Raw genomic sequence first — 20585 nt, forward strand, 5'->3', positions numbered from 1 at the left:
AATCTCAAGTCATCAACGATATAGATCGCCATCGTAAGCGATGGTGATCTGTTGCTAGATTTTGATGGCACAATAATAAGTGAGTTTAGGATGAACACGAAAACATTAACCCAATCCACACATTTTCAACCTACAACGGTTCGACCAACAATGCAGCGCACGCTCATGATGAGCATGATTGCATTGAGCATGGGCGGTATAAGTGTTGTAGCACAAGCGCAAACTGATCAGCAAAAAGAAATTGAACAACTTAGACAAGAAGTTCAGGCTTTACGTGGTTTGATTGAGCAGCAAAAAGTACAAAATGCACAAACAGCAACGGCAATTGCCAATGTTCAACGTACTGCAGCAGCACCAGTTGCTAATCCTGTGTTAAAAACTGCCAAAGGTGCCGAATTTAATTTATATGGTAACGTGCGTTTAGATGCTTCTTATCAGGTAGAAGGCGGCGCTAAAGATATGCCGTATAACCAAATTAACGGTGTACCACTTGAAGGAAATAATGAACAAAGTGATCGTTTAAGATCAACACTTTCAGCAACCCGTATAGGTTTAGATTTTAAAAGCCCAGTGGGTGATCAAGACGTAAAAGGTAAAATCGAAGTTGACTTCTTAGGTGGAGCAAACCTTGATAATTTACGTATTCGCCATGCTTATTTGAACTACGGAAATTGGTTGATTGGTCAAACTTGGTCAAACTTTGCGATTCCAGACTATATGCCTGAAACCATTGATGCTTTGGCGTATGTTGGTGGCGCGGTAAAACGTACACCTCAAGTACGTTATACAACAAAGTTTAGCCCACAAACCAATTTAGTGGTTGCAGCTGAAGACCCTAAAGACAGTTCAATCAACCAGCGTTTACCTGCATTAACTGCGCGTTTAAATCATCAGTTTGCAGATAATTTAAATGTCAGCCTACGTGCGATGGGACATGAAAAACGTGTCAATTCTGATGAAGAAATGGCTTGGGGCGTCGGTGTCGGTGCAAAATATGATGTTGTACCAGGCACGACTTTAAAAGCCGATTATTACCATGTAAAAGGGGATAGCAGCTTTGTGTCATTCACGAATAAAGGCGTGGTTGCTCAGACAAATGGTAGTCTTATTCAAAGCGAGTTTGACTCAATCATGGTTGGTATTACACAAAAGTTTGGTGACAACGTGCATGGTACTTTAGGTTATGGTTATATGAATTTTGACAAAGACCCTAACTATATTGCAGCTACACCAGACAAAACTACGATTAACAAAGATTTATGGCAAACTTGGGCAAACGTATTCTATAGCCCTCGTAAACCGTTAAGCTTTGGTCTTGAATATGTTTATGGTGAGCGTGAAGCATTCGGTGAAGCTGCGAATGGCAATAAAACAGGTGAAGATAATCGTTTAAATCTCGTGGCGATTTATAACTTCTAAAAATGCACTTTAAACTACAAAAGAGCTGAGTCAAAAACTCAGCTTTTTTTATTGTCGGGTGATCGGCTCTGTAATTCTAGGCATGAGTATATTGCGTGATGTGCTGTTGTATCACCTCAGACAAAACATCTAGTGCAGCAGCAATATTACTGTTCCAAGCAAAAGAGCAATTTAAACGAATAAAGTTTTGGCTGACTTGTTCAGAACGGAACAGTTGGCTTGGCGCAATGCCAATATTATTTTGAATCAATTGCTCATAAATTGTATAGCCATCTAAATATGCAGGCAGTTCAATCCATAAAAAATAACCACTAGAATAGTAGTGAATTTTGCAAGCTGGATTTAAGCGCTTTTTCAACTGCTGATAAAACACTTTCTTATGTTTTTCCAGTTCTTTGCGTAATTGGCGCAAATGTTTTTCGTAATGATGGTGTGAAAGAAAATCGACCAAAGTATTTTGGAGTAATGGGCTTGCCGAAACCGTGCTCATTAGCTGAAAATGCTGAATAGCATGGGAAAATTGTCCTGCATAAACCCAACCGACCCGCACAGCAGAACCCAATGTTTTAGAAAAAGAAGCGCAATGCAGTACGCGTTGTTGTCGGTCAAAATACTTCATGGGTAGCGGTTTTTGCGTACCGTAATACAATTCTTGATAGACATCATCTTCAATTAAATACACTTGATATTCTTCAAGCAAACTTGCAATACGTTGCTTAATTTCATCTCTGACACTAAAGCCAATAGGGTTATGAATATTCAACATCAACCAGCAGACTTTAATCGGGTATTGTTTTAAGGCTTGTTCAAATGACTCTAAATCGAAACCTGAAACAGGGTGTTCTGGAATGGTAATCACCTGTAAACCAAGACGTTCAGCTGCTTGCCATGCACCATAGAAAATAGTTTCTTGTAATAAAATAAAATCTCCAGGTTTGGTCAACGCCTGTAATGACAAATTGAGCGCATCTAAAGCACCTGATGTGATGACAATATCATTTGCATGGGTGGGTATGCCTTGCAAACAGTAGCGATTTGCAATGATAGTTCTTAATTCATAATTGCCTGGTGGCATGTGGTCATGGCTCATATAACTGGCTTTTCGCTTGGCATGCTGAGCTAAAATTTGCATGAATTTGGGGTTAAACAGCAATTCTGCATTGGGGAAGGCAGAACCCAAAGGGCTGACATCTGCAGGCTGAATTGATTTTAAATAGCCAAAGACCAAAGAGTTCATTTGAATATGTGCATTTAAACTCAAGCTACTTGGTACAGGTAGCTCCGTTTGATTGAGACGTTCTGCAACATAAAAACCTGACTTTTGTTTGGTATATACCAATCCCTGCGCTTCAAGTTCTTGATAAGCGTTCAGTACGGTCATTAAGCTATAACCACTGATTTGTGATTGTTCTCTTAACGAAGGCAACTTACTATGTGCTTTCCATGCGCCATTTTCAATGAGTTGCCGAATGTTTAACGCCAATTGTTCAGATTTATACATGGTACGACCAATCATTTTTGCATCTGTTAATTATTTTGATCTATTTTTGGATTTAAAACATTAAATAAATGTTATTTTTATAACAGATGAGTATGAATCTAAAATAATCTGTTATAGTTTTTAATGAATATTTTGTATCTATAGTAATAGATTAAAATTTTGCATAATCGCTATATTCCCCAAAATCTGGTTAGATTGGAGTTGATATGCAAGAAGATAACTCACGCAAACCTCAGAAATATGCCGATAGCAGTATTTCAGATAAAGCATTTAAGCACATGATTATTTGGTTTACCGTGTACGTGGCTTTATTTTGTATTGGCGTAGCTGTAGTGATAAATTTAGATAAGTTATAACAGTCTCTTGAATAACAGCATCTCTAAATCGGCTCAAGATATGAAAGCATTCATTTGAATTTTAATGAATGCTTTTTTGTTGATAAAACGATCATAAAGGTATATCTGAAAAGCAATAAAGATCGCAAAAATAATAGAATAGGCGTAAATTAAAGCTTTATTTGTAACGCATTTGTGGTTGTAATGATTTCGAGTTGGGTGCTCTTTACCTTAATGGCTGCATTTATGCAGGCATGGCGCAACGCCTTTCAAAAACAACTCAGCACAAGTGTCGATATTTATGGCGTGACTCTGGCGCGTTTTATTTTTGCCTTGCCTTTTGCACTGGTGTATTTAAGCATTTTACAATGGCAGCAGCCTGTTCAAGCCGAACTACATTTTAGTTCGATGTTTTGGCTGTATATCATCATTGCAGCAGTGTGTCAGATTTTAGCCACGGCTTTAATGGTAAAACTGTTTCAACAAAAAAATTATGCAGTAGGTGTCGGGCTTGCCAAAAGTGAGGCAGTTTTAGCTGCAATTGTAGGCGTGATTTTCCTACAAGAACATTTAAGCGCATTGGCTTGGTTAGGTGTTGCGATTGGTGGGATTGCAGTATTTCTGTTGAGTAAAGGCAGCCAACGTAGTGATTTTTCATTCACGACTTTAGCCATTGGAATCGGAAGTGGATTCAGTTTTGCTGTTACGTCACTTTTAGTACGAGAGGCCAGTTTAGAACTCGATTTCTTACCGTTTATTCACCGCGCTGCATGGGTTTTGGTTTGGGTCATTGGTTTACAATGCTGTATTTTATTGGTGTATTTAGGTATGTTTAGACGACATACCTTGTATGCCATGTGGCAGCGGGTGGGATTAACTTTTAAAGTGAGCGTCTGCAGTTTTTTAGCATCATTAGGTTGGTTTAGTGCCATGAGTATGCAAACTGTAGCGATTGTGAAAACACTCGGACAAATTGAAATATTATTCAGCTTACTAATTTCAGCCTATTTCTTTAAAGAAAAACTTGCTCGTACCGATCATTGGGGATTGGGATTGGTCGTACTTGCGGCAATGTTGGTGATTTGGGCGTAGGGTTATATTTCAAAGCTATGTAATTTCAAATTCATGTTATATCCTTTGCATTTGATTTAAGAATCTCAGAAATATAAAAATAAAGATTCTCTATCCGTACAATCTCGTTAGAATACTCACAGCTTATCTTAGAGAATTGTCATGTCTAAACCACAGCAAAAGCAAAAAAACTCAGCCTTAGCAGAATTGATAGAAGAACAAAAACTGCTCTGTGAAGAGTTTGGTTCAGCCTATATTGCAGTGAGTGGCGATGATGTTGTCGCAATTGCAGTCCAGACCTTAAATAAAGACCCAATTGTGGGATTGCGTAAAGCGCCAGAAGGGGAAGAAAAAGTTGCGTGGTATATTTATGGCGGTGAACTGGGTGAAGATGAAGTGAGCTTTGAAACCATGCCTGTGCGTGAGCTACAAGATATTTTGCCTGATGTGCTTCCATACTTGGCTTTAGAGCAAGGCTACCGCTTTATGATTGATGCAGATGACTATGAAGATGTCTGGAAAGAAGGCGATGCGTCTTAAGTTTATGCGTATGCCAATCATGGCAAAAATATTGGTGAGGATGATGCTTGGACTGCAAAGTCTGAGCGTAATGGCACAAGGTATCCAAGCGCAGCAGTTGGCGCTTGAAGCATCCTATACACCAATTACAATCCAACACGCAGTCAATGGATTGACTCAAACGCAATATCAAGACTTATTAAATCAATACACGCAAATTGTGAATGACAGCAAAAAAGTATTGGATGATCCTGCTAGCCAAGCAACGGCAGAACAACAAAAACAGGCATTTTGTGCACGCTATCACGCCTATAAAAATATTGCTGAAATTTCCGAGCACAATCCAAGTTTGTATCCTGCACCTATGATGTTAATGGTGGCAAAGCGATATCTAGAACAGCAGCACAACAGTTTTACGGCATCAGGGATGACCGAACAAGTTTTTTGTGCGGGTTCTACATCTAAATAGTAATCTGCCTTATAAGTAAATAATAAATCTGAAGATGCCAACATATAAGACTCAAAATTGAGGATTACTTTTATGCAGATTGTCAAGTCATGCATCATTTTTATTCATTTTCATGTAAAACTGACTTTGCAAAGCCTGTAGAATCTTTTAACTTGCATGTAGTGGACTGCGGGATAGGCGACATACATGAAATGGGATGAAATTGGTGAGCAGCCTTGTTCGATTGCACGAACTTTGTCGGTGATTGGTGACCGTTGGACGATGCTGATTATTCGTAATGCCTTTATGGGCATGCATCGTTTTGATGATTTTCAACAACATTTGGGCGTAACGCGGCATGTATTGTCGGATCGTTTAAAGCGTCTGGTGGAACATGAAATTTTAGTCAAAGTGCCTTATGTAGAACGCCAAGAACGTTTTGAATATAAATTGACTGAAAAAGGCTTGGAGCTTTATCCCTTAATGCTGTCTATGGCAAATTGGGCAGATAAATGGATGGATCAAGGTTTAGGTAAGCCTGTGGAATACATCCATAAAAATTGTGCTAAAACGTTTCAGCCTGTCGTGGTATGTTCAGAATGTGGCGAAGAACTTCATGCCAAACAGGTGAAGCCACAATTTACCTCAGTGTATTATCAGTACATCCAAGCACAGCAGAATTTAAAACAAGTCTAAATCAGTGTCGTATTCATCAGGAGCAATTTTTTATAAGCAGTTCGCTGGTTTAGGAATACCCGCTAAACGGCTTAAATGACGCGCCACTAAACCTGTATTAAATTTATCCTGCAAAACAGCATTGTTAATTTCTGGGCTTACAGTTTTCATTAAAAATTTGATTAAAGGGCGGGTTGCAGGTGAGTGTCCAAATTGCTGATAAAATTGGCGTACCGCATGCAGAACTTCAAAATGCCAAGCCGTGAGTTCGAGCGCTAAACTTTGCGCCAGTTCTTGTGCTACTTGTTCATTCCAGACAGTGTAATCCAGCAAATGTCCATCTTGATCTAATTCTAGTGTCATCTCTTGTTTCATTTACCATTAAAATTGCTTTGAGTTTTGTATCATTACGGCGTGTTATTTTAAGCTAATACAGCGCTGATGTGCTAAACACAGCGTTGCAAAAGCTGCATAATCAATCGGATGTACGTTTTTTGCCAAATGACCATTCAATATTTCTGCATCATTTTCCAGTACATATATTTTGTCTAGCTGGGCACAAAGCGGATGGTGTTGATGCAATACCGCATCACCCATCAGTACAACGCTATCTTGCGGAGCGTACATGGCATTTAGCTGGGCTAAACTTGTCGTAGTACTATCAAAACTTGCCTGGATTAAATATAAATTTGCGTCAGTCATGCTTTTCTCTATAGATGTTTAGATGTGGTCAAATGATCAATCAAACTGTTAAAGCGCCGATCAATCTACCAATATAAAACCCGATCAAAGGTTTGAATCAGCTCCCGATTCAGTTCCACCCATTCAATCTCATGTATCGTATTTTTAATAAACGGTGAGTGAGCATGTTTATGTTCAATCAAAATTGGGCTGAGGTCATAAAACTCAAAGCTATCGACCAAGTTGGATGCCACTTTAAAGGCGTGTTTAAATGAATCAAAAGCCAGTTCCGACTGTAATAGGCTTAATGCCGCATCTTGTAATAATACTTTGACTTCACAACCAAAAGTTGCCAGTACCATTGTTGCTGACAAGCTTTCATGTACTTGTAAGCTGTTTAAATTGGCCTGACGTAAAACCACGAGTACAGTTTTCACACAATTTACCTTTTTAATGCAACAGATTTACAAAATGAATCGCTTAAAATTGAATCAGGCGTTCTGTGGTTTGCACTGCATCGGCCAGTTCGCCCAAGCCAACCAATTCAAAGCCTGCAGCTAAATTGTGTTGGCTTAGTTGATGGCGTTTAGCATTGTCTGCATCGCTAATACCACGTGCCAGTGCTGCACTTACACATACCGGTAAACGAATAGACAATTTTTGCCATTCTGTTTTGAGGTTGCGTTGATCATCGGGTACCCATTGCAACTCATTCGCTACAGCAACGCCATCTTGATAAAAAAACACACGAAAAGCCTCATTTTTCTGTTGTAAGGCTTGAGCAAGACCAAGTGCATGCCATGCATGAATAGAGGTTGGTGCGGAGGTTATTAGTAATAAGGTGCTCATCAAAATTCACTAATGCAATGTGCTAAGGCGCATTCAGACTTTGTAAAAAAGGTAGTATAAATGATTTTAGTGACTGGTGGTTTAGGCTTTATAGGCTCACACATTGCATTAAGCCTCATGGCTCAAGGGCAAGAGGTCATTATTGTAGATAATTTATCCAATTCAAGTATGCAGACCTTAGAGCGACTTGAATATATTACAGGACGTTATGTGCCTTTTGCCAAACTAGATGTTAGAAATACGCCCGCGCTGAACAAAGTTTTTGAACAATATTCAATTACTGCAGTGGTGCATTGTGCAGGGTTTAAATCTTTAGAAGAATCAGTACTCAAACCGCTCGAATATTATAACGATAATGTCAGTTCTATTATGAGTTTATTGCGTTCTATGCAACGTACAGGCGTGCGTAGTTTGGTGCATCTTTCAAGTATAGCGGTCTATGGAAAGTCTGGATTAAATCTAGAAGAAAGCCAGAGCTTTAATTACAGCTACGCCAATCCCTATGTAAAATCTCAACAGATGGTTGAAGAAATCATCCGCGATACTTTTAGAACTGATGATGAATGGAACATTGCTATTTTGCGCTTGAGTAATATAGCAGGCGCATTTGAACACGGTATTTTAGGCGAAGTCGTTGCACCATTACCTAAAAATATTGTTCCTTTGGCGATGCAAGTTGCAGTAAAACAGCGTGAAGCAATTGAATTACGTCAGCAAGCCAATACTGCAGATCAAACCGTAGAACGCAGCTTTCTGCATGTACTAGATGTCTGTGAGGCTGTCATCGCAAGCCTGCATTGGTTATTCGAACAAACACATAGCTGCGAAGCCTTTAATATTGCAGGAGAAGTCGTCTCAATTCAGCAGTTACTTGCACGTATCGCTGAAGTCACCGATGCGGAAATTGCTACAGTCCCTGCAATTCATTATGAATATCCTGAGTTAGATCAGTTAGGTGCAGTTATAGATAAGGCACAACAGTATTTACACTGGCAGCCAAAACGTAGTTTAGAAAAAATGCTAGAGGATGAGTGGCGTTTTTATCAAAATACGCTCAAGCATTAAAACTAGTGCTATACAACTCTTTGAAAGTTTATTACGAAGCCTTATAGCTGAAACAAATACAACGCAACGGAACTATTGATAATAATTATCATTTACTTGACCAGCTGGTTTTTATAAGATCAATATATGAATACTTGACATCATAATCTATTCACGAAGGAATGAGGCTGAACATGCAAACACGTATTGAACATGACACCATGGGTGAGGTTCAAGTCCCGAATGATGCACTTTGGGGCGCGCAAACTCAGCGCAGCTTACAAAATTTTAAAATAGGTAATGAGCGTTTACCACGCGCCATGATTCGCGCGATGGGCTTAGTTAAAAAAGCGGCGGCAATCACTAATGCAAACTTAAGGCAAATCCCTCAAGAACTGGCGCAGTACATTGTTGGTGCAGCAGATGAAGTCATTGCAGGGCAGTGGGATAGTCAATTTCCTTTGGTGGTGTGGCAAACCGGTTCGGGGACGCAAAGTAACATGAACTGTAATGAAGTGATTGCCAATATTGCCAATCAGAAACTAGGTCATCCGTTAGGTGCACAGAATCCTGTACATCCGAATGATCATGTCAACCGTGCCCAATCAACCAATGATTCTTTTCCAACTGCAATTCATGTGGCAGCGAGTTTGCAAATTAATGAACTGCTCATTCCTGCAGTAAAGAGTTTGCGCGATACGTTGCATGCGAAAAGTGAAGAATTTTCTGAAATTGTCAAAATTGGACGTACACATTTACAAGATGCGACACCATTAACTTTAGGGCAGGAATTTAGTGGCTATGTATCGCAGCTAGATCATGGTTTAAAACGTCTAGAACAGGCTTTAACAGGCTTGTATGAGTTGCCATTGGGCGGTACAGCAGTCGGTACAGGCTTAAATGCACACCCTGATTATGCGGTAGAAGTAGCTGAAAAATTGGCACAGCTTACAGGCTTAGCTTTTGTGACTGCACCCAATAAGTTTGAGGCTTTGGCTGGGCGTGATGCTGCGGTATTTGCTTCAGGTGCATTAAAAACTTTGGCGGTGAGTTTAAATAAAATTGCCAATGATATTCGTTGGTTAGCCAGCGGCCCCCGTTGTGGTTTGGGTGAATTGCGAATTCCAGAAAATGAACCAGGTTCAAGTATTATGCCGGGCAAGGTTAATCCAACACAAAGCGAAGCAATGACCATGGTAGTTGCACAAGTGTTGGGTAATGACACCACAATTAACGTGGCAGGTGCGTCGGGCAATTTTGAGCTCAATGTATTTATGCCAGTGATCGCATATAACTTATTGCAATCTATTCAACTCTTGGGGGATGCTTGCAATAGCTTTAATGAACATTGCGCCGTGGGCATTCAAGCAAACCGTGAAAAAATAGATCACTTTTTGCATGATTCACTCATGTTAGTCACTGCTTTGAATCCTGTAATTGGTTATGAGAATGCAGCGAAGGTAGCTAAAACGGCTTATAAGGAAAATAAAACCTTAAAGCAAGTTGCAGTAGAGCTGAATTTGGTCACAGCAGAGCAGTTTGATGAAGTGGTACGTCCAGAACAGATGATTGCACCAAACACCAAATAGTCAGTTTAAGCATAGTTAAAGGTCTGTGTTTGTCTGCTTATGATGCGAGATAAACACAGACTTTGTTTATAAAAATCAGCGAAATTGTTGCAGATTAGTAAGGAGTAACCCGAACATTATTGATGTTAAGTCAAATTCATTTTATTTATAAACAGATATCATGAAATAAGGAAATTAATATGAGCAATATCAATTCATCTAATCAAGAATCTAACCCTCAAAAAGAGTCCAATGAGGATAAGGGTAAGCACGATCTTTATAAAAATACCGAGCCACAGAAAAAGCCAAATACAGAACCAGACCATCCGCTTAAGGAGCAAAAGTAAGTAGTTTGGTCTGAGATTTAAAACCAAATGGTAAGATAGTCGCAATTTGGCGGCTCTCTTCTTTGTGGGACTTTAGCTGAAGTACAAGCAACAATACAGCATTGAATAAATTATGATTGTTGATAAAATGCATCTCTCTTGTTGTTTAGGTGTTTGTGTATTACGCCGTAAATAACAATTTTTAGAATTTAAGGTTTTATTCAATGCTCTCAATTTATTTAACAGATGTTCAGCAACACGTGCAATTTAAAGATTACCCTGGTGAGCAGCCTGTTAAATTCATCTTGAATTTTAAAAAGATTTTTCCAAGTGTAATGGAGCTTTTACTCCCTGTATTGCCTGAAAACGAAAATCTGGAAGAAATGACGTGGGAATCGACCACTGCGGATTTAGAATTGTTTAAATTGCTGCTCAGTGGGTGGGGTGTGATTGAATTACGTTTAAATGCGCTCAGTCAGTTCAAGGGCAAGACATTTGCAGATCAGTTAGTGAAACAAGCCCAACAAAAACGTAAAGACTTCGCCAAAGCACAGCAACAATTACAAACTGTAGAGCTAGATTACTTATTTATGCATGAAACACATACTTTAATTGATGCTGAATTGGTAGAAGTAGGTGAGAAATTCTATTTGCAAATTTTGCGTGATTTATGGAAAGGTAAAGTATCTACAAAGGTATTGGAAGCGAAGTTTTAAGAACAATCCCTAATTAAAAAGCTGCCTCGGCAGCTTTTATTTTATAGAGCTTATACAATTAGCAACCATTGCGAATTTAAGATTAACTCAAAATAGCCTAAGCAAAAATTTTAGAAATTTCCTCTCTTAAAAAATAATGCCTTGAATTTTCCTGTAAATCTTTATGCCAAAACATCCCCATATTAATCAAAGGCAGATTTACAGGGACTTGAAAAATATTCAATTTTTGGCTCATATTTAAATGCTTTAAAATCATTTCAGGTATGGTCAATATTGCTTGAGGATACTGCTGTAAAATCTGTAAGGCCGTAGAATAATGCTGACAACGCATAAAAACCTGCCGTGATAATTGCTTTTGATGCAAATAAATATCTTCTAGCAACATACCTGTACGCCGTGATGAAACCCCAATATGTGCAGAAGATAAATACAGTGCGGTATTCATTTCTTGTTGTGAGCTACAAACTACAAAATGGTCTTGCACTAAGGGTTGAAACTGAATTTTATCACCAAAATTTTGTTCTAAATCAATTACAAAATCAATTTGTTGTGCCGCCAAATCTGCCACAACCATTTTACGGTCTAATTTGTGGCTCAGAAATTGAATATCCAAATTCAGCTTTTGAAAATGTGCCACCAATTTAGGAAAAATAATCGGTTCAATTTCATCATGGATGGCAATTTTAAGCGATTGCAACATATTCGGCTCAAATTGCTGCTTCTGTATTGCAATACTCTGAATCGCCAACAGGGCATTTTTAATCGTCGGATAAATTTGCTCGGCAAAAGGCGTAGGCAGCATTTGATTGCCACTTCGTACCAGTAAATCATCTTGTAAATGTTGTCTTAAACGTTGCAAAGCGTGACTGGCAGCAGATTGGCTAATACACAAAATTTGTGCAGCTTTGGAAATACTGCGCTGCTCATAAATTGCAACAAACATCGGGTATAAATTGATGTCTAAACGATGAAAAACGGCAAGATCAACTTTTGCATTGTTATGAACATGATTCATAGTGTTTTATTGAATTAAATCATTTTGTTCATATTAGTTTTCAAGTTAAGGTGTTGTAAAGCATTGAATACAATATTTTAAGGGATTTGAACCATGTTTGAGCTATCTGCACGCGCCAAAGACTATATAGAACGTGCCAAAGCCTTTATTACCAAAGAAATTGAGCCGATTGAAGCTGAATTCTGGCCAGAAGTTCACGAATCAAATCAGGGCGGTGACTGGACAAAATGGCAATGGCCGGCAGAGCTTGAAATATTGAAAGATAAAGCCAAAGCGGCAGGTCTCTGGAATATGTTTTTGCCTTGTCCAGAATTAGGTCAGGGATTATCCGTTCAGGAATATGCACATATCGCTGAACTTTCTGGACGAAGCCTGATTGCACCTACCGTCTTTAACTGTAATGCGCCAGATAGCGGTAATATGGAAGTATTGTGGCGCTATGGTTCTGAAGAACAAAAACAGCAATGGTTGATGCCACTTCTGGAAGGGAAAATCCGTTCAGTGTTCTGTATGACTGAACCTGCTGTGGCTTCAAGTGATGCTACCAATATGCAGGCGACGGCGGTAGTTGAAGGTGATGAAATTGTTTTGAATGGTCGTAAATGGTGGTCTTCAGGTTTGGGTGATCCAAATGCCAAAATCATCATCTTTATGGCACATACACCGGATGAATCCAAAGACCGTCATCATCAGCATTCCATGGTTTTAGTTCCAKTCGATACTGCAGGCGTAAAAATCGAACGGATGCTTCCAGTCTTTGGTGACTATGATGCACCACATGGCCACGGCGAAGTCAGCTTTGATAATGTTCGTGTTCCAGTTTCGAATTTTATTGGGGGTGCAGGTCAAGGCTTTGAAATTGCCCAAGGGCGTTTAGGGCCAGGCCGTATTCACCATTGTATGCGTTGCATCGGTGCTGCTGAAAAATCATTAGAGTTGATGATTGACCGGGGTATGAGCCGTACCGCATTTGGTAAAGAGATTTTAAAACTGGGTGGTAACCTGGAACGTGTGGCAGAAGCTCGCGTTGCCATTGATCAGGCTCGATTATTAACCTTGTATGCTGCCTATAAAATGGATACTTTAGGGAATATGGCAGCACTGACTGAAATTTCTGCAATTAAAGTGGTCGCGCCAAGTGTGCTGGAAAAAGTCGTGGATATGGCGATGCAGATTCATGGCGGCGCAGGCGTGTCTAGAGATACACCGCTGACAGCCTTTTTTGCTCAAGCGCGAAGTTTACGTCTTGCTGATGGGCCAGACGAAGTACACAAAGGCATGATCGCCAAACTTGAGTTGGCAAAACGTGGTTATCGTAGCAGCCGAAAAAAATAAGTCAGTTGCGAATTTTTTATTGTGTCGCTCGATAGTGTATTGGCAATATTTTCTATATTGCCGATACATCACAAGTGAACACCGAAAATCTATGTTAGATTAAAAAAATGGGAAATTAGGGAAAAATAATGTCAGTTATTGATGTAGGCGGCACAGTACGCAAAGGTGAAGAACTCGATATTCAGGCAGTGACAGCATGGTTAAAACAACAAAATGTCGATGTCTTAGAACCTGTAGAAGTCACACAATATTCAGGCGGTGCATCTAACTGGACATATCGCCTCAAGTACAGCAATGCTGATTTAATTTTGCGTCGTCCACCTAAAGGTACTAAAGCTAAATCCGCACACGACATGGCGCGTGAATATCATGTACAAAAGAATTTAGCCCCGTTTTATCCTGTATTACCTGAAATGGTAGCACTATGTCAGGACGAATCTGTCATTGGCAGCGATTTTTACGTGATGCAACGTATTGAAGGTATTATTCCACGTGCAAAATTGCCACCTGAGCTTGATTTTAGCGAAGCGCAAGTGCATGAACTTTGTGTAAATGTCATTGATAAACTCATCGAGCTGCATCAAGTACCTTATGCAGGAACTGAGCTAGAAAAATTAGGGAAAGGTGATGGTTATTGCCGACGTCAGGTAGAAGGTTGGGATGCACGCTATGCCAAAGCGCATACCATTAACGTGCCATCTTTTAAATATGTGCGTAAATGGTTACTAGATCATATTCCTGCAGATTCTAAAACCTGCATTATTCATAATGACTGGCGTTTTGATAATGTGATTTTAGACCCCAAAAATCCAACTCAAGTGATTGGGGTTTTGGATTGGGAAATGGCAACACTGGGCGATCCACTCATGGATTTAGGCTCTGCTTTGGCATATTGGGTGGAAGATAGCGATAACCAAATTTTTAAAGCAACTCGTCGTCAACCAACTCATTTAAAAGGCATGTTCACACGTCAGCAAGTCGTGGATTATTATTTACACAAAACAGGCTTGAGTACCGATAACTGGACATTCTATGAAGTGTTTGGAATTTTCCGTTTAGCAGTAATCGCCCAGCAAATTTATTATCGTTATTTCCACAAGCAAACCAATAATCCTGCATTTAAAGATTTTTGGATTGTCATTCATGCTTTGCATATCCGTGCTTTAAAGTTAATTGGCTTGCAAAAACTAGAAGCAAATGAATTGGCGCAAAAATATATCACCAAATTTAAGGAATTGATGCCGAAATGACCACTATTTATTTAATTCGTCATGGGCAAGCATCTTTCGGGGCAGAAAGTTATGACCAACTTTCGCCCAATGGTGAGTTACAAGCCAAATTGCTCGGACGTTATTTTGATCGCATTTTAAAAGAAGCACCTTATGTGGTGGCTGGTTCAATGCAGCGTCATCAGCAAACTGCTCAATTGGCTTTGTCAGAATGTTTTCCTGAGGTTGAAATTCATACCGATAGTGCATGGAATGAGTTTAATCATCAACAGGTTTTTGCTCAGTATGAACCGCGTTTTAATCAACCTGAATTGATGAAAGAAGATGTCGCGAAAGAGGTCAATCCTCGTGCATATTTGGCAAAAATCTTTGAAGGTGCGATAGAACGCTGGACAGGCGGTGAATATCACCACGAATATGAAGAATCTTGGCCGCATTTTAAACAGCGTGTCGAAAATGCATTGCAGCATTTATGTGATGATTTAGCCCAAAGACAACCACGATATGCTGTGGTATTTACTTCTGGTGGTGTGATTTCGGTGGTGGCAGGTAAAATTTTAGGCTTAACGCCCAATAAAACCTTTGCATTGAACTGGGCAATTACCAACTCAAGTATCACCACTTTGCGTTTGGTCGGCAGTGAACCACAACTGTTGAGCTTGAATGAACATCATTTTATCAAAGCTGAAAACTCAAATTTATTGACTTGGATTTAAGGATCAAACCATGACAAAAACAATTCTAATTACAGGTGCAAGTTCGGGTATTGGTGCGGGTATGGCACGTGAATTTGCTCAAATGGGTTATAACCTTGCGATTTGTGCCCGACGTATAGAGCGTTTAGAAACACTGAAACAAGAACTGGAAAGCCAGTTTGGTGTTCGTGTCATTGCAAAAACGCTGGATGTCACCAATTATGATCAAGTGTTTCTGGTATTTCGTGAATTTAAACAAGACTTTGGACAAATTGACCGCATTATTGTCAATGCAGGCGTAGGCGAAGGGCGCCGCATTGGTAAAGGTAATTTTGCCATTAACAAAGCTACGGTAGAAACCAACTTTATTTCAGCTTTGGCGCAGTGTGAAGCAGCGGTTGAAATTTTCCGTGAGCAAAACTCAGGACATTTGGTGATGATTTCATCTATGAGCGCTATTCGTGGGATGCCAAAACATCTTACTGCTTACGGCGCAAGTAAAGCTGCAGTGGCACATTTGGCAGAAGGGATTCGTGCAGAATTAATTGATACACCTATTCAAGTTACGACTATTTTCCCAGGTTATATTCGTACCGAAATCAACGAAGGTGCAAAAAAACTGCCTTTTGAGGTTGATGAAAAAACAGGTTCTCGCTTACTTGCAGCAGAAATTGAAAAAGCACCCATCAAAGCCTATGTACCTAAATGGCCATGGTTGCCACTAGGATTAGCTATGAAAGTTTTACCATTAAAATTGGTCAATAAGCTCGGATAAATCGCAGTAATCATAGTATTGAATAGCATCCTGAAATTTAAAGCTGATGATGAATGAAAGCACTTTCAATGACACGATGCTATTTTTTTATTTAAGTATCTACTTTTATTTAGGTTTTAAATTTTTTCGGTTTTTACATTTAAGAGCGAAGTGTGATGTGGCTTAGAACAGCAACCCTTGCTTTATTTCCTGCCTTGTTGATTCAGGGAAATCGGGTTAAAAAGAACACGATTCGATTGTCAGAAGCCGAAGGAGCACGTGACGGAATTACAGGGCAAGGGCAAACGCTAACATTATTGATTTTAGGTGATTCTGCCGCTGCAGGCGTTGGGGTAGCACATCAAAATGATGCACTATTGGGCGCGGTGGTTTCTGCCTTGCAACATCAGTATCAAGTACATTGGCGTTTAGAAGCACAGTCTGGAGATACGACCTCACAAGTTATTCAAAAGACCCAAAAAATGGTAAATCAAAAATATGATGTCGTGGTTACTTCTGTGGGTGTCAATGATGTGACTCGCTTAATGTCAGCACGGACTTGGATTAAACAACAGCAACAATTTTATCAGCTTATACAAGCGAAATTCCAACCTGAATTAATCATCGCTACGGGCGTTCCACCGATGCATTTATTTCCTGCATTACCCAATCAATTGTCTTGGTTATTTGGGCAATATGCGAAACAAATGAACTTACAACTAGAAAAAATGGTTTCAAAACAAAAAGATATGCAATGGATTGAATATGATATTCAAAAATATCAATCCATGAATTTAGAAATGGCAAAAGATGGTTTTCACCCAAGTAAAGAAATTTACCAAATTTGGGGCAAAGAAGTCGCGGATAGGATTTTAGAACGGTTTTAGGTAGAATTATTGTGACCTAAGATGTAAAAACTACTTTTGTTCTCCATTCATTTATTTTTTGTAGGCTATTTTGCTAAACGCAGATTCAAATCACTAATGCCCGCAGCATGCCCCAACGAGCTATAGACAGATACGGGGTTAGGATGTGAACCATGATATCGCTCGTTATTTTACTTGGCGAGGTTGTACCCGATTTTGATATTGTACTAAAAGTAGTGCATGCGTTGGGTTAAAATTTCGCTGTAACACATAAAACTACTTCTGCAAGCGCTTGACTCAACTTTAAGAAGTATAGTGAATGTCATATTTTATTTGTAATAGGCTATGGCTCTGTCAAGCACCTAGCTTCATTATTCATCTGTATATTTTGGAAGTAACTTTGTATAGCTATTTTCGAAAACTCCACTGTCAATTAAGTGATAATTTCCAGGCAAAAAAATCATATTGTGAAAATTTTGTGAATTTGATTTTTTAGCTAAATAATTAAACTCAGATCATTGCACTTTCCAGCTAAAATATATGCGATGATATACTTAATTTATATTAAATTCTTAACTTGTAAATGACTGATTCTAAAATAGAAACCCACCCACTCAAACCCTTTTTACCCACCAATGCTCAGCTGTTAATGCTAGGCAGTTTTCCACCACCTAAAAGCCGCTGGAAAATGGATTTTTATTATCCGAATTATCAAAATGATATGTGGCGAATTTTTGGCTTATGTTTTTTTCAGGATAAAAACTACTTTTTAAATGTAGAAGCTAAAAGTTTTCATCTTCATAAAATTATTGATTTTTTAAATACTACAGGTATTGCTATTTCAGATACCGCACAGCAGGTGATTCGCTTAAAAGGCAATGCATCAGACAAATTTTTACAGATTGAAAAACCAATGGATATTGCCGCACTTTTAAGCAATATGCCTTTGTGTCAAAGCATTATGACCACTGGCGACAAGGCAACAGATACACTTATGTTATCCATGCCTGAAACTGCCAAAAAACCTCAAATTGGGCAGGCGACACATTGTTATTTTGCCAACCGTGATTTGCATTTATATCGGATGCCTTCATCTTCACGAGCCTATCCGTTGGCTTTAGAGAAAAAAGCAGAGGCGTATTTTAACTTATTTAAAGAAATAGGCTTACTATAAGAAACATTGAAGTAATTGTAGGGGAAAGAAATATGATTCAATCAACTCATGCATATCCAATGTCATTACATCATCCATTCAATAGGGAATAATGACACTGTTTTCATTATAAACCGTTGAAATGGTGTAGTTTCAGGATCATGGTGATACGTTTGAATACTGCCATTTGCCTGATGATCTAACCAAATAATTTGATCGTTGTTATCTAATTTTAGTTCATACGCAATTTGTGGCAAATAACGATCTAAAGACTTGAAAACATCTTCTTGTAATTGTTCAGATTCTAACACCAAGCCAACCTCGGTATTTAAGTAGGCAGAACGAGGATCAAGGTTAAAAGAGCCTACAAAGACCATACCATCTATATCAAAGAATTTGGCATGTAAACTTGAGGCATTTTTGCCTTTTGCGGGAATTACGTTACCCGTTGCAACTTCATACCAAGTACGTTTTTTTCGCTCAATATAAGGCTTAAACTCATATAAACGAATGCCTGATTTAAGTAAATCTACGCGGTACTGCTGATAAAATGCATGTACTAAAGGCACATCATTGGCTAAAAATGAATTGGTTAATACGCGTATCTGTATTCCTTTTTTAGCCAGTTGAGTAAGTGTTTTTAGCCCATCTTCCGTTGGAACAAAATAGGCAGAAACCAGTTCCAAATGTTGTTTTGGTTCACCCATTAACTTTAACATTTGTTTATAAATCAGTTGCTCGCCTTGTGCTGTACCTCGAATTTTATTTGGCGAATCTGCCACAAAATACGCTCGTACCCACTGTACAGGTCTTCGGTCTAATTTGATGCTAATTTCTTCTTGTGCATTAGCCACACGTTCACGAATTTTATCTTTATATTTGTCATTTAAATCATAGCGATGACGTAATTCACGCAATTGCAACGCGTTTCCTGTGCCTAATAATTGCTTTACCGAATAGCTTAGTTCGTCATTCCAAAACTCTAAAAAAACATCATTAGCTTGGGGAACAGTACTGCCATAGAATAGAATATCCATATCTGTAAATTGAAAATTTTCACTGGCATCGAAATATTCACGGCTAATATTGCGCCCACCTGTCACGGCAATTGCACCATCGGCAATAATTAATTTGTTGTGCATACGGCGATTGATTTGTTTAAAACGAAACAAATAATCCATGACACGAAAATGCCGATATTTGTATGGATTAAAAATTTTTATTTCAAAATTAGGATGTTGGACAAGATGTTTGAATGTTTGATCAAGTTGTGTACCATTTTGATCGTCAATTAATAAACGCACTTTTACACCACGATCTGCAGCTTTAAGCAGTTCAGCCAACATCAACTGACCGATTAAATCATTTTCCCAAATGTAATATTGTAAATCTAAATGATGCTGTGCTTTTTGAATCAAATATAAACGCGAGGCGATGCTACCAAAGGCATCATTTAGCGAAAGATAAGCCGTTAAATTTTTAGCTAAGTGCGCATCAATTTCCTGACCATTCAGCCAATGATCTACATAAGGTTCGACAGGGCTATCCTTGCTCGCTTGATTCATCGGTAAACTGCATCCAGTCAGTAAAATAGCGTAAAAAGCGAACATTCCAAGCCAGTAATAAAATTTTTGGATTTTCATGATTATTCTTATGTCATTCTGTATTTATACATTGAGATCATCCTCATGTTAATGCTTTAAACTCTGAATAGAAAGAGGATATTGTTAGTCCTCTATTAATGTGTTTTTTAGGGATAATTAGCTCTTGAAATCACACGCAGCCGTCGCATTCGGCCTACGTTAGCCGCTTGAAAATGTTGAAATTCATGTTGTACCACCGTACGCTGAAGTAGTGTTGGTCAAAATTACCCACATAGGGCTATGCTATACCGATGCATTTACCTTATCGGGTGAAGCCCCTGAAGGGGATTTTTCCTGCAGTTCTTGGGTATAAAGGTGGAGGTATTATGGTGGAAGTTGGTGAAGGTGTGACCAGTATATTGGTGACAGGTCGTACTTGGAAAGGAACAGCATTTGGTGGTAAAAGGTCGTTCGCAATTGCCAGACATGCTTGAACAGGCTATGAAGGTGTATTAGTTCAGACTTGATCGTACATTCTTCTTGAAAAAGAGAAAGTTACCCGTTTTGATAAAGGTGTCGAAATCTTAATCAAACAAAGGTAACTTTCTTATGTTGCATACTAACAATCAAATCATTAAACACAAAGTAGGTCTGCTCAATTTAGCTGAAGAGCTTCAGAATGTATCCAGAGCATGCAAAGTGATGGGTGTTTCAAGAGATACATTTTATCGCTATCAAGAGTTAGTGAAGTCTGGTGATATTGACGCACTGATCAATAAATCCCGTCGAGTACCAAATTTAAA

At 38.9% G+C, this 20585-nt stretch carries 24 protein-coding genes and 1 pseudogene; 18 read left to right on the forward strand and 7 right to left on the reverse strand.

Annotated features, from left to right (window positions below; translation table 11 throughout):
• The first annotated feature begins 90 nt into the window (after positions 1 to 90).
• A complete protein-coding gene (locus tag BJN41_RS10705; RefSeq protein ID WP_026438173.1) occupies positions 91 to 1419 on the forward strand; it encodes a DcaP family trimeric outer membrane transporter in 1329 nt (442 codons plus the stop codon).
• Positions 1420 to 1495: 76 nt separating this feature from the next.
• On the opposite strand, the gene BJN41_RS10710 is transcribed toward BJN41_RS10705, so the two are convergent.
• Complete coding sequence (locus BJN41_RS10710; protein ID WP_070155171.1) at positions 1496 to 2920, reverse strand: PLP-dependent aminotransferase family protein; 1425 nt, start codon at positions 2918 to 2920, stop codon at positions 1496 to 1498.
• A gap of 206 nt (positions 2921 to 3126) precedes the next feature.
• Between BJN41_RS10710 and BJN41_RS15630 the strand changes: the two genes are divergently transcribed.
• The 5 genes from BJN41_RS15630 to BJN41_RS10730 all read left to right on the forward strand — a co-directional run bounded on the left by BJN41_RS15630 (position 3127) and on the right by BJN41_RS10730 (position 5989).
• Positions 3127 to 3276: a hypothetical protein gene (locus BJN41_RS15630; RefSeq protein WP_019837564.1), complete on the forward strand. Its 150-nt coding sequence runs from the start codon at positions 3127 to 3129 to the stop codon at positions 3274 to 3276.
• 183 nt (positions 3277 to 3459) lie between these two features.
• On the forward strand, positions 3460 to 4347 hold the full coding sequence (locus tag BJN41_RS10715; protein ID WP_070155142.1) for a DMT family transporter: 888 nt from the start codon (positions 3460 to 3462) through the stop codon (positions 4345 to 4347).
• A 141-nt stretch (positions 4348 to 4488) separates the two neighbouring features.
• Positions 4489 to 4866 carry a hypothetical protein gene (locus tag BJN41_RS10720; RefSeq protein ID WP_070155144.1) on the forward strand — a complete coding sequence of 126 codons (378 nt, stop codon included), beginning with the start codon at positions 4489 to 4491 and terminating at the stop codon, positions 4864 to 4866.
• Complete coding sequence (locus BJN41_RS10725; protein WP_070155146.1) at positions 4856 to 5314, forward strand: hypothetical protein; 459 nt, start codon at positions 4856 to 4858, stop codon at positions 5312 to 5314. The genes BJN41_RS10720 and BJN41_RS10725 overlap by 11 nt, the downstream gene beginning before the upstream one ends.
• Positions 5315 to 5500: 186 nt before the next feature.
• Complete coding sequence (locus tag BJN41_RS10730) at positions 5501 to 5989, forward strand: winged helix-turn-helix transcriptional regulator (RefSeq protein ID WP_019837560.1); 489 nt, start codon at positions 5501 to 5503, stop codon at positions 5987 to 5989.
• A 30-nt stretch (positions 5990 to 6019) separates the two neighbouring features.
• On the opposite strand, the gene BJN41_RS10735 is transcribed toward BJN41_RS10730, so the two are convergent.
• From BJN41_RS10735 to tusD, 4 genes are all read right to left on the reverse strand, one after another.
• Positions 6020 to 6331: a TusE/DsrC/DsvC family sulfur relay protein gene (locus BJN41_RS10735; protein WP_070155173.1), complete on the reverse strand. Its 312-nt coding sequence runs from the start codon at positions 6329 to 6331 to the stop codon at positions 6020 to 6022.
• A 54-nt stretch (positions 6332 to 6385) separates the two neighbouring features.
• The gene (locus BJN41_RS10740; protein ID WP_070155148.1) at positions 6386 to 6670 is read right to left on the reverse strand and encodes a DsrH/TusB family sulfur metabolism protein; all 285 of its coding nucleotides are present in this window, start codon (positions 6668 to 6670) and stop codon (positions 6386 to 6388) included.
• Positions 6671 to 6735: 65 nt separating this feature from the next.
• Positions 6736 to 7086, reverse strand: a complete 351-nt coding sequence (locus BJN41_RS10745) for a hypothetical protein (RefSeq protein ID WP_070155150.1) — start codon at positions 7084 to 7086, stop codon at positions 6736 to 6738.
• Positions 7087 to 7129: 43 nt separating this feature from the next.
• The gene (gene tusD / locus BJN41_RS10750; RefSeq protein WP_019837556.1) at positions 7130 to 7498 is read right to left on the reverse strand and encodes a sulfurtransferase complex subunit TusD; all 369 of its coding nucleotides are present in this window, start codon (positions 7496 to 7498) and stop codon (positions 7130 to 7132) included.
• A 60-nt stretch (positions 7499 to 7558) separates the two neighbouring features.
• On the opposite strand from tusD, the gene BJN41_RS10755 reads away from it, so the two are divergent.
• The 4 genes from BJN41_RS10755 (at position 7559) to BJN41_RS10765 (ending at position 11152) form a co-directional block, all read left to right on the forward strand.
• The gene (locus BJN41_RS10755) at positions 7559 to 8563 is read left to right on the forward strand and encodes an SDR family NAD(P)-dependent oxidoreductase (RefSeq protein ID WP_070155152.1); all 1005 of its coding nucleotides are present in this window, start codon (positions 7559 to 7561) and stop codon (positions 8561 to 8563) included.
• Positions 8564 to 8736: 173 nt separating this feature from the next.
• Complete coding sequence (gene fumC, locus BJN41_RS10760; protein WP_070155154.1) at positions 8737 to 10131, forward strand: class II fumarate hydratase; 1395 nt, start codon at positions 8737 to 8739, stop codon at positions 10129 to 10131.
• A 179-nt stretch (positions 10132 to 10310) separates the two neighbouring features.
• Positions 10311 to 10457, forward strand: coding sequence for a hypothetical protein (locus BJN41_RS15635; RefSeq protein WP_167562408.1), 147 nt, complete (start codon positions 10311 to 10313; stop codon positions 10455 to 10457).
• 203 nt (positions 10458 to 10660) lie between these two features.
• Positions 10661 to 11152: a hypothetical protein gene (locus BJN41_RS10765; protein ID WP_070155156.1), complete on the forward strand. Its 492-nt coding sequence runs from the start codon at positions 10661 to 10663 to the stop codon at positions 11150 to 11152.
• Positions 11153 to 11249: 97 nt separating this feature from the next.
• Here BJN41_RS10765 and BJN41_RS10770 read toward each other — a convergent pair whose 3' ends face one another.
• Entirely contained in the window at positions 11250 to 12167 is a 918-nt protein-coding gene (locus BJN41_RS10770) for a LysR family transcriptional regulator (protein WP_070155158.1), read from the reverse strand.
• 93 nt (positions 12168 to 12260) lie between these two features.
• On the opposite strand from BJN41_RS10770, the gene BJN41_RS10775 reads away from it, so the two are divergent.
• The 6 genes from BJN41_RS10775 (at position 12261) to BJN41_RS10800 (ending at position 18220) form a co-directional block, all read left to right on the forward strand.
• Positions 12261 to 13502 (forward strand): acyl-CoA dehydrogenase family protein, encoded by a 1242-nt coding sequence (locus BJN41_RS10775; RefSeq protein WP_070155160.1) that lies wholly within the window; start codon positions 12261 to 12263, stop codon positions 13500 to 13502.
• 128 nt (positions 13503 to 13630) lie between these two features.
• Positions 13631 to 14752, forward strand: a complete 1122-nt coding sequence (locus BJN41_RS10780) for a phosphotransferase family protein (RefSeq protein WP_070155162.1) — start codon at positions 13631 to 13633, stop codon at positions 14750 to 14752.
• The gene (locus tag BJN41_RS10785) at positions 14749 to 15447 is read left to right on the forward strand and encodes a histidine phosphatase family protein (RefSeq protein ID WP_070155163.1); all 699 of its coding nucleotides are present in this window, start codon (positions 14749 to 14751) and stop codon (positions 15445 to 15447) included. Before BJN41_RS10780 ends, BJN41_RS10785 begins: the two co-directional genes overlap by 4 nt.
• Before the next feature lie 10 nt (positions 15448 to 15457).
• A complete protein-coding gene (locus tag BJN41_RS10790; protein ID WP_070155165.1) occupies positions 15458 to 16201 on the forward strand; it encodes an SDR family oxidoreductase in 744 nt (247 codons plus the stop codon).
• 155 nt (positions 16202 to 16356) lie between these two features.
• A complete protein-coding gene (locus tag BJN41_RS10795; protein WP_070155167.1) occupies positions 16357 to 17067 on the forward strand; it encodes an SGNH/GDSL hydrolase family protein in 711 nt (236 codons plus the stop codon).
• A gap of 562 nt (positions 17068 to 17629) precedes the next feature.
• Positions 17630 to 18220 carry a uracil-DNA glycosylase family protein gene (locus tag BJN41_RS10800; RefSeq protein ID WP_070155169.1) on the forward strand — a complete coding sequence of 197 codons (591 nt, stop codon included), beginning with the start codon at positions 17630 to 17632 and terminating at the stop codon, positions 18218 to 18220.
• Positions 18221 to 18285: 65 nt separating this feature from the next.
• Here the strand turns inward: BJN41_RS10800 and BJN41_RS10805 are convergent, their stop codons facing one another.
• Entirely contained in the window at positions 18286 to 19809 is a 1524-nt protein-coding gene (locus BJN41_RS10805; protein WP_070155175.1) for a phospholipase D family protein, read from the reverse strand.
• 214 nt (positions 19810 to 20023) lie between these two features.
• On the opposite strand from BJN41_RS10805, the pseudogene BJN41_RS14830 reads away from it, so the two are divergent.
• Positions 20024 to 20201, forward strand: a pseudogene (locus BJN41_RS14830) (alcohol dehydrogenase catalytic domain-containing protein); the annotation flags it as partial.
• Positions 20202 to 20391: 190 nt separating this feature from the next.
• Positions 20392 to 20585, forward strand: a 194-nt coding sequence (locus BJN41_RS14835; protein ID WP_141730375.1) for a helix-turn-helix domain-containing protein, incomplete at its 3' end; no start/stop codon positions are given.

This window comes from Acinetobacter towneri (assembly GCF_001758345.1).
Lineage (GTDB): Bacteria > Pseudomonadota > Gammaproteobacteria > Pseudomonadales > Moraxellaceae > Acinetobacter > Acinetobacter towneri_A.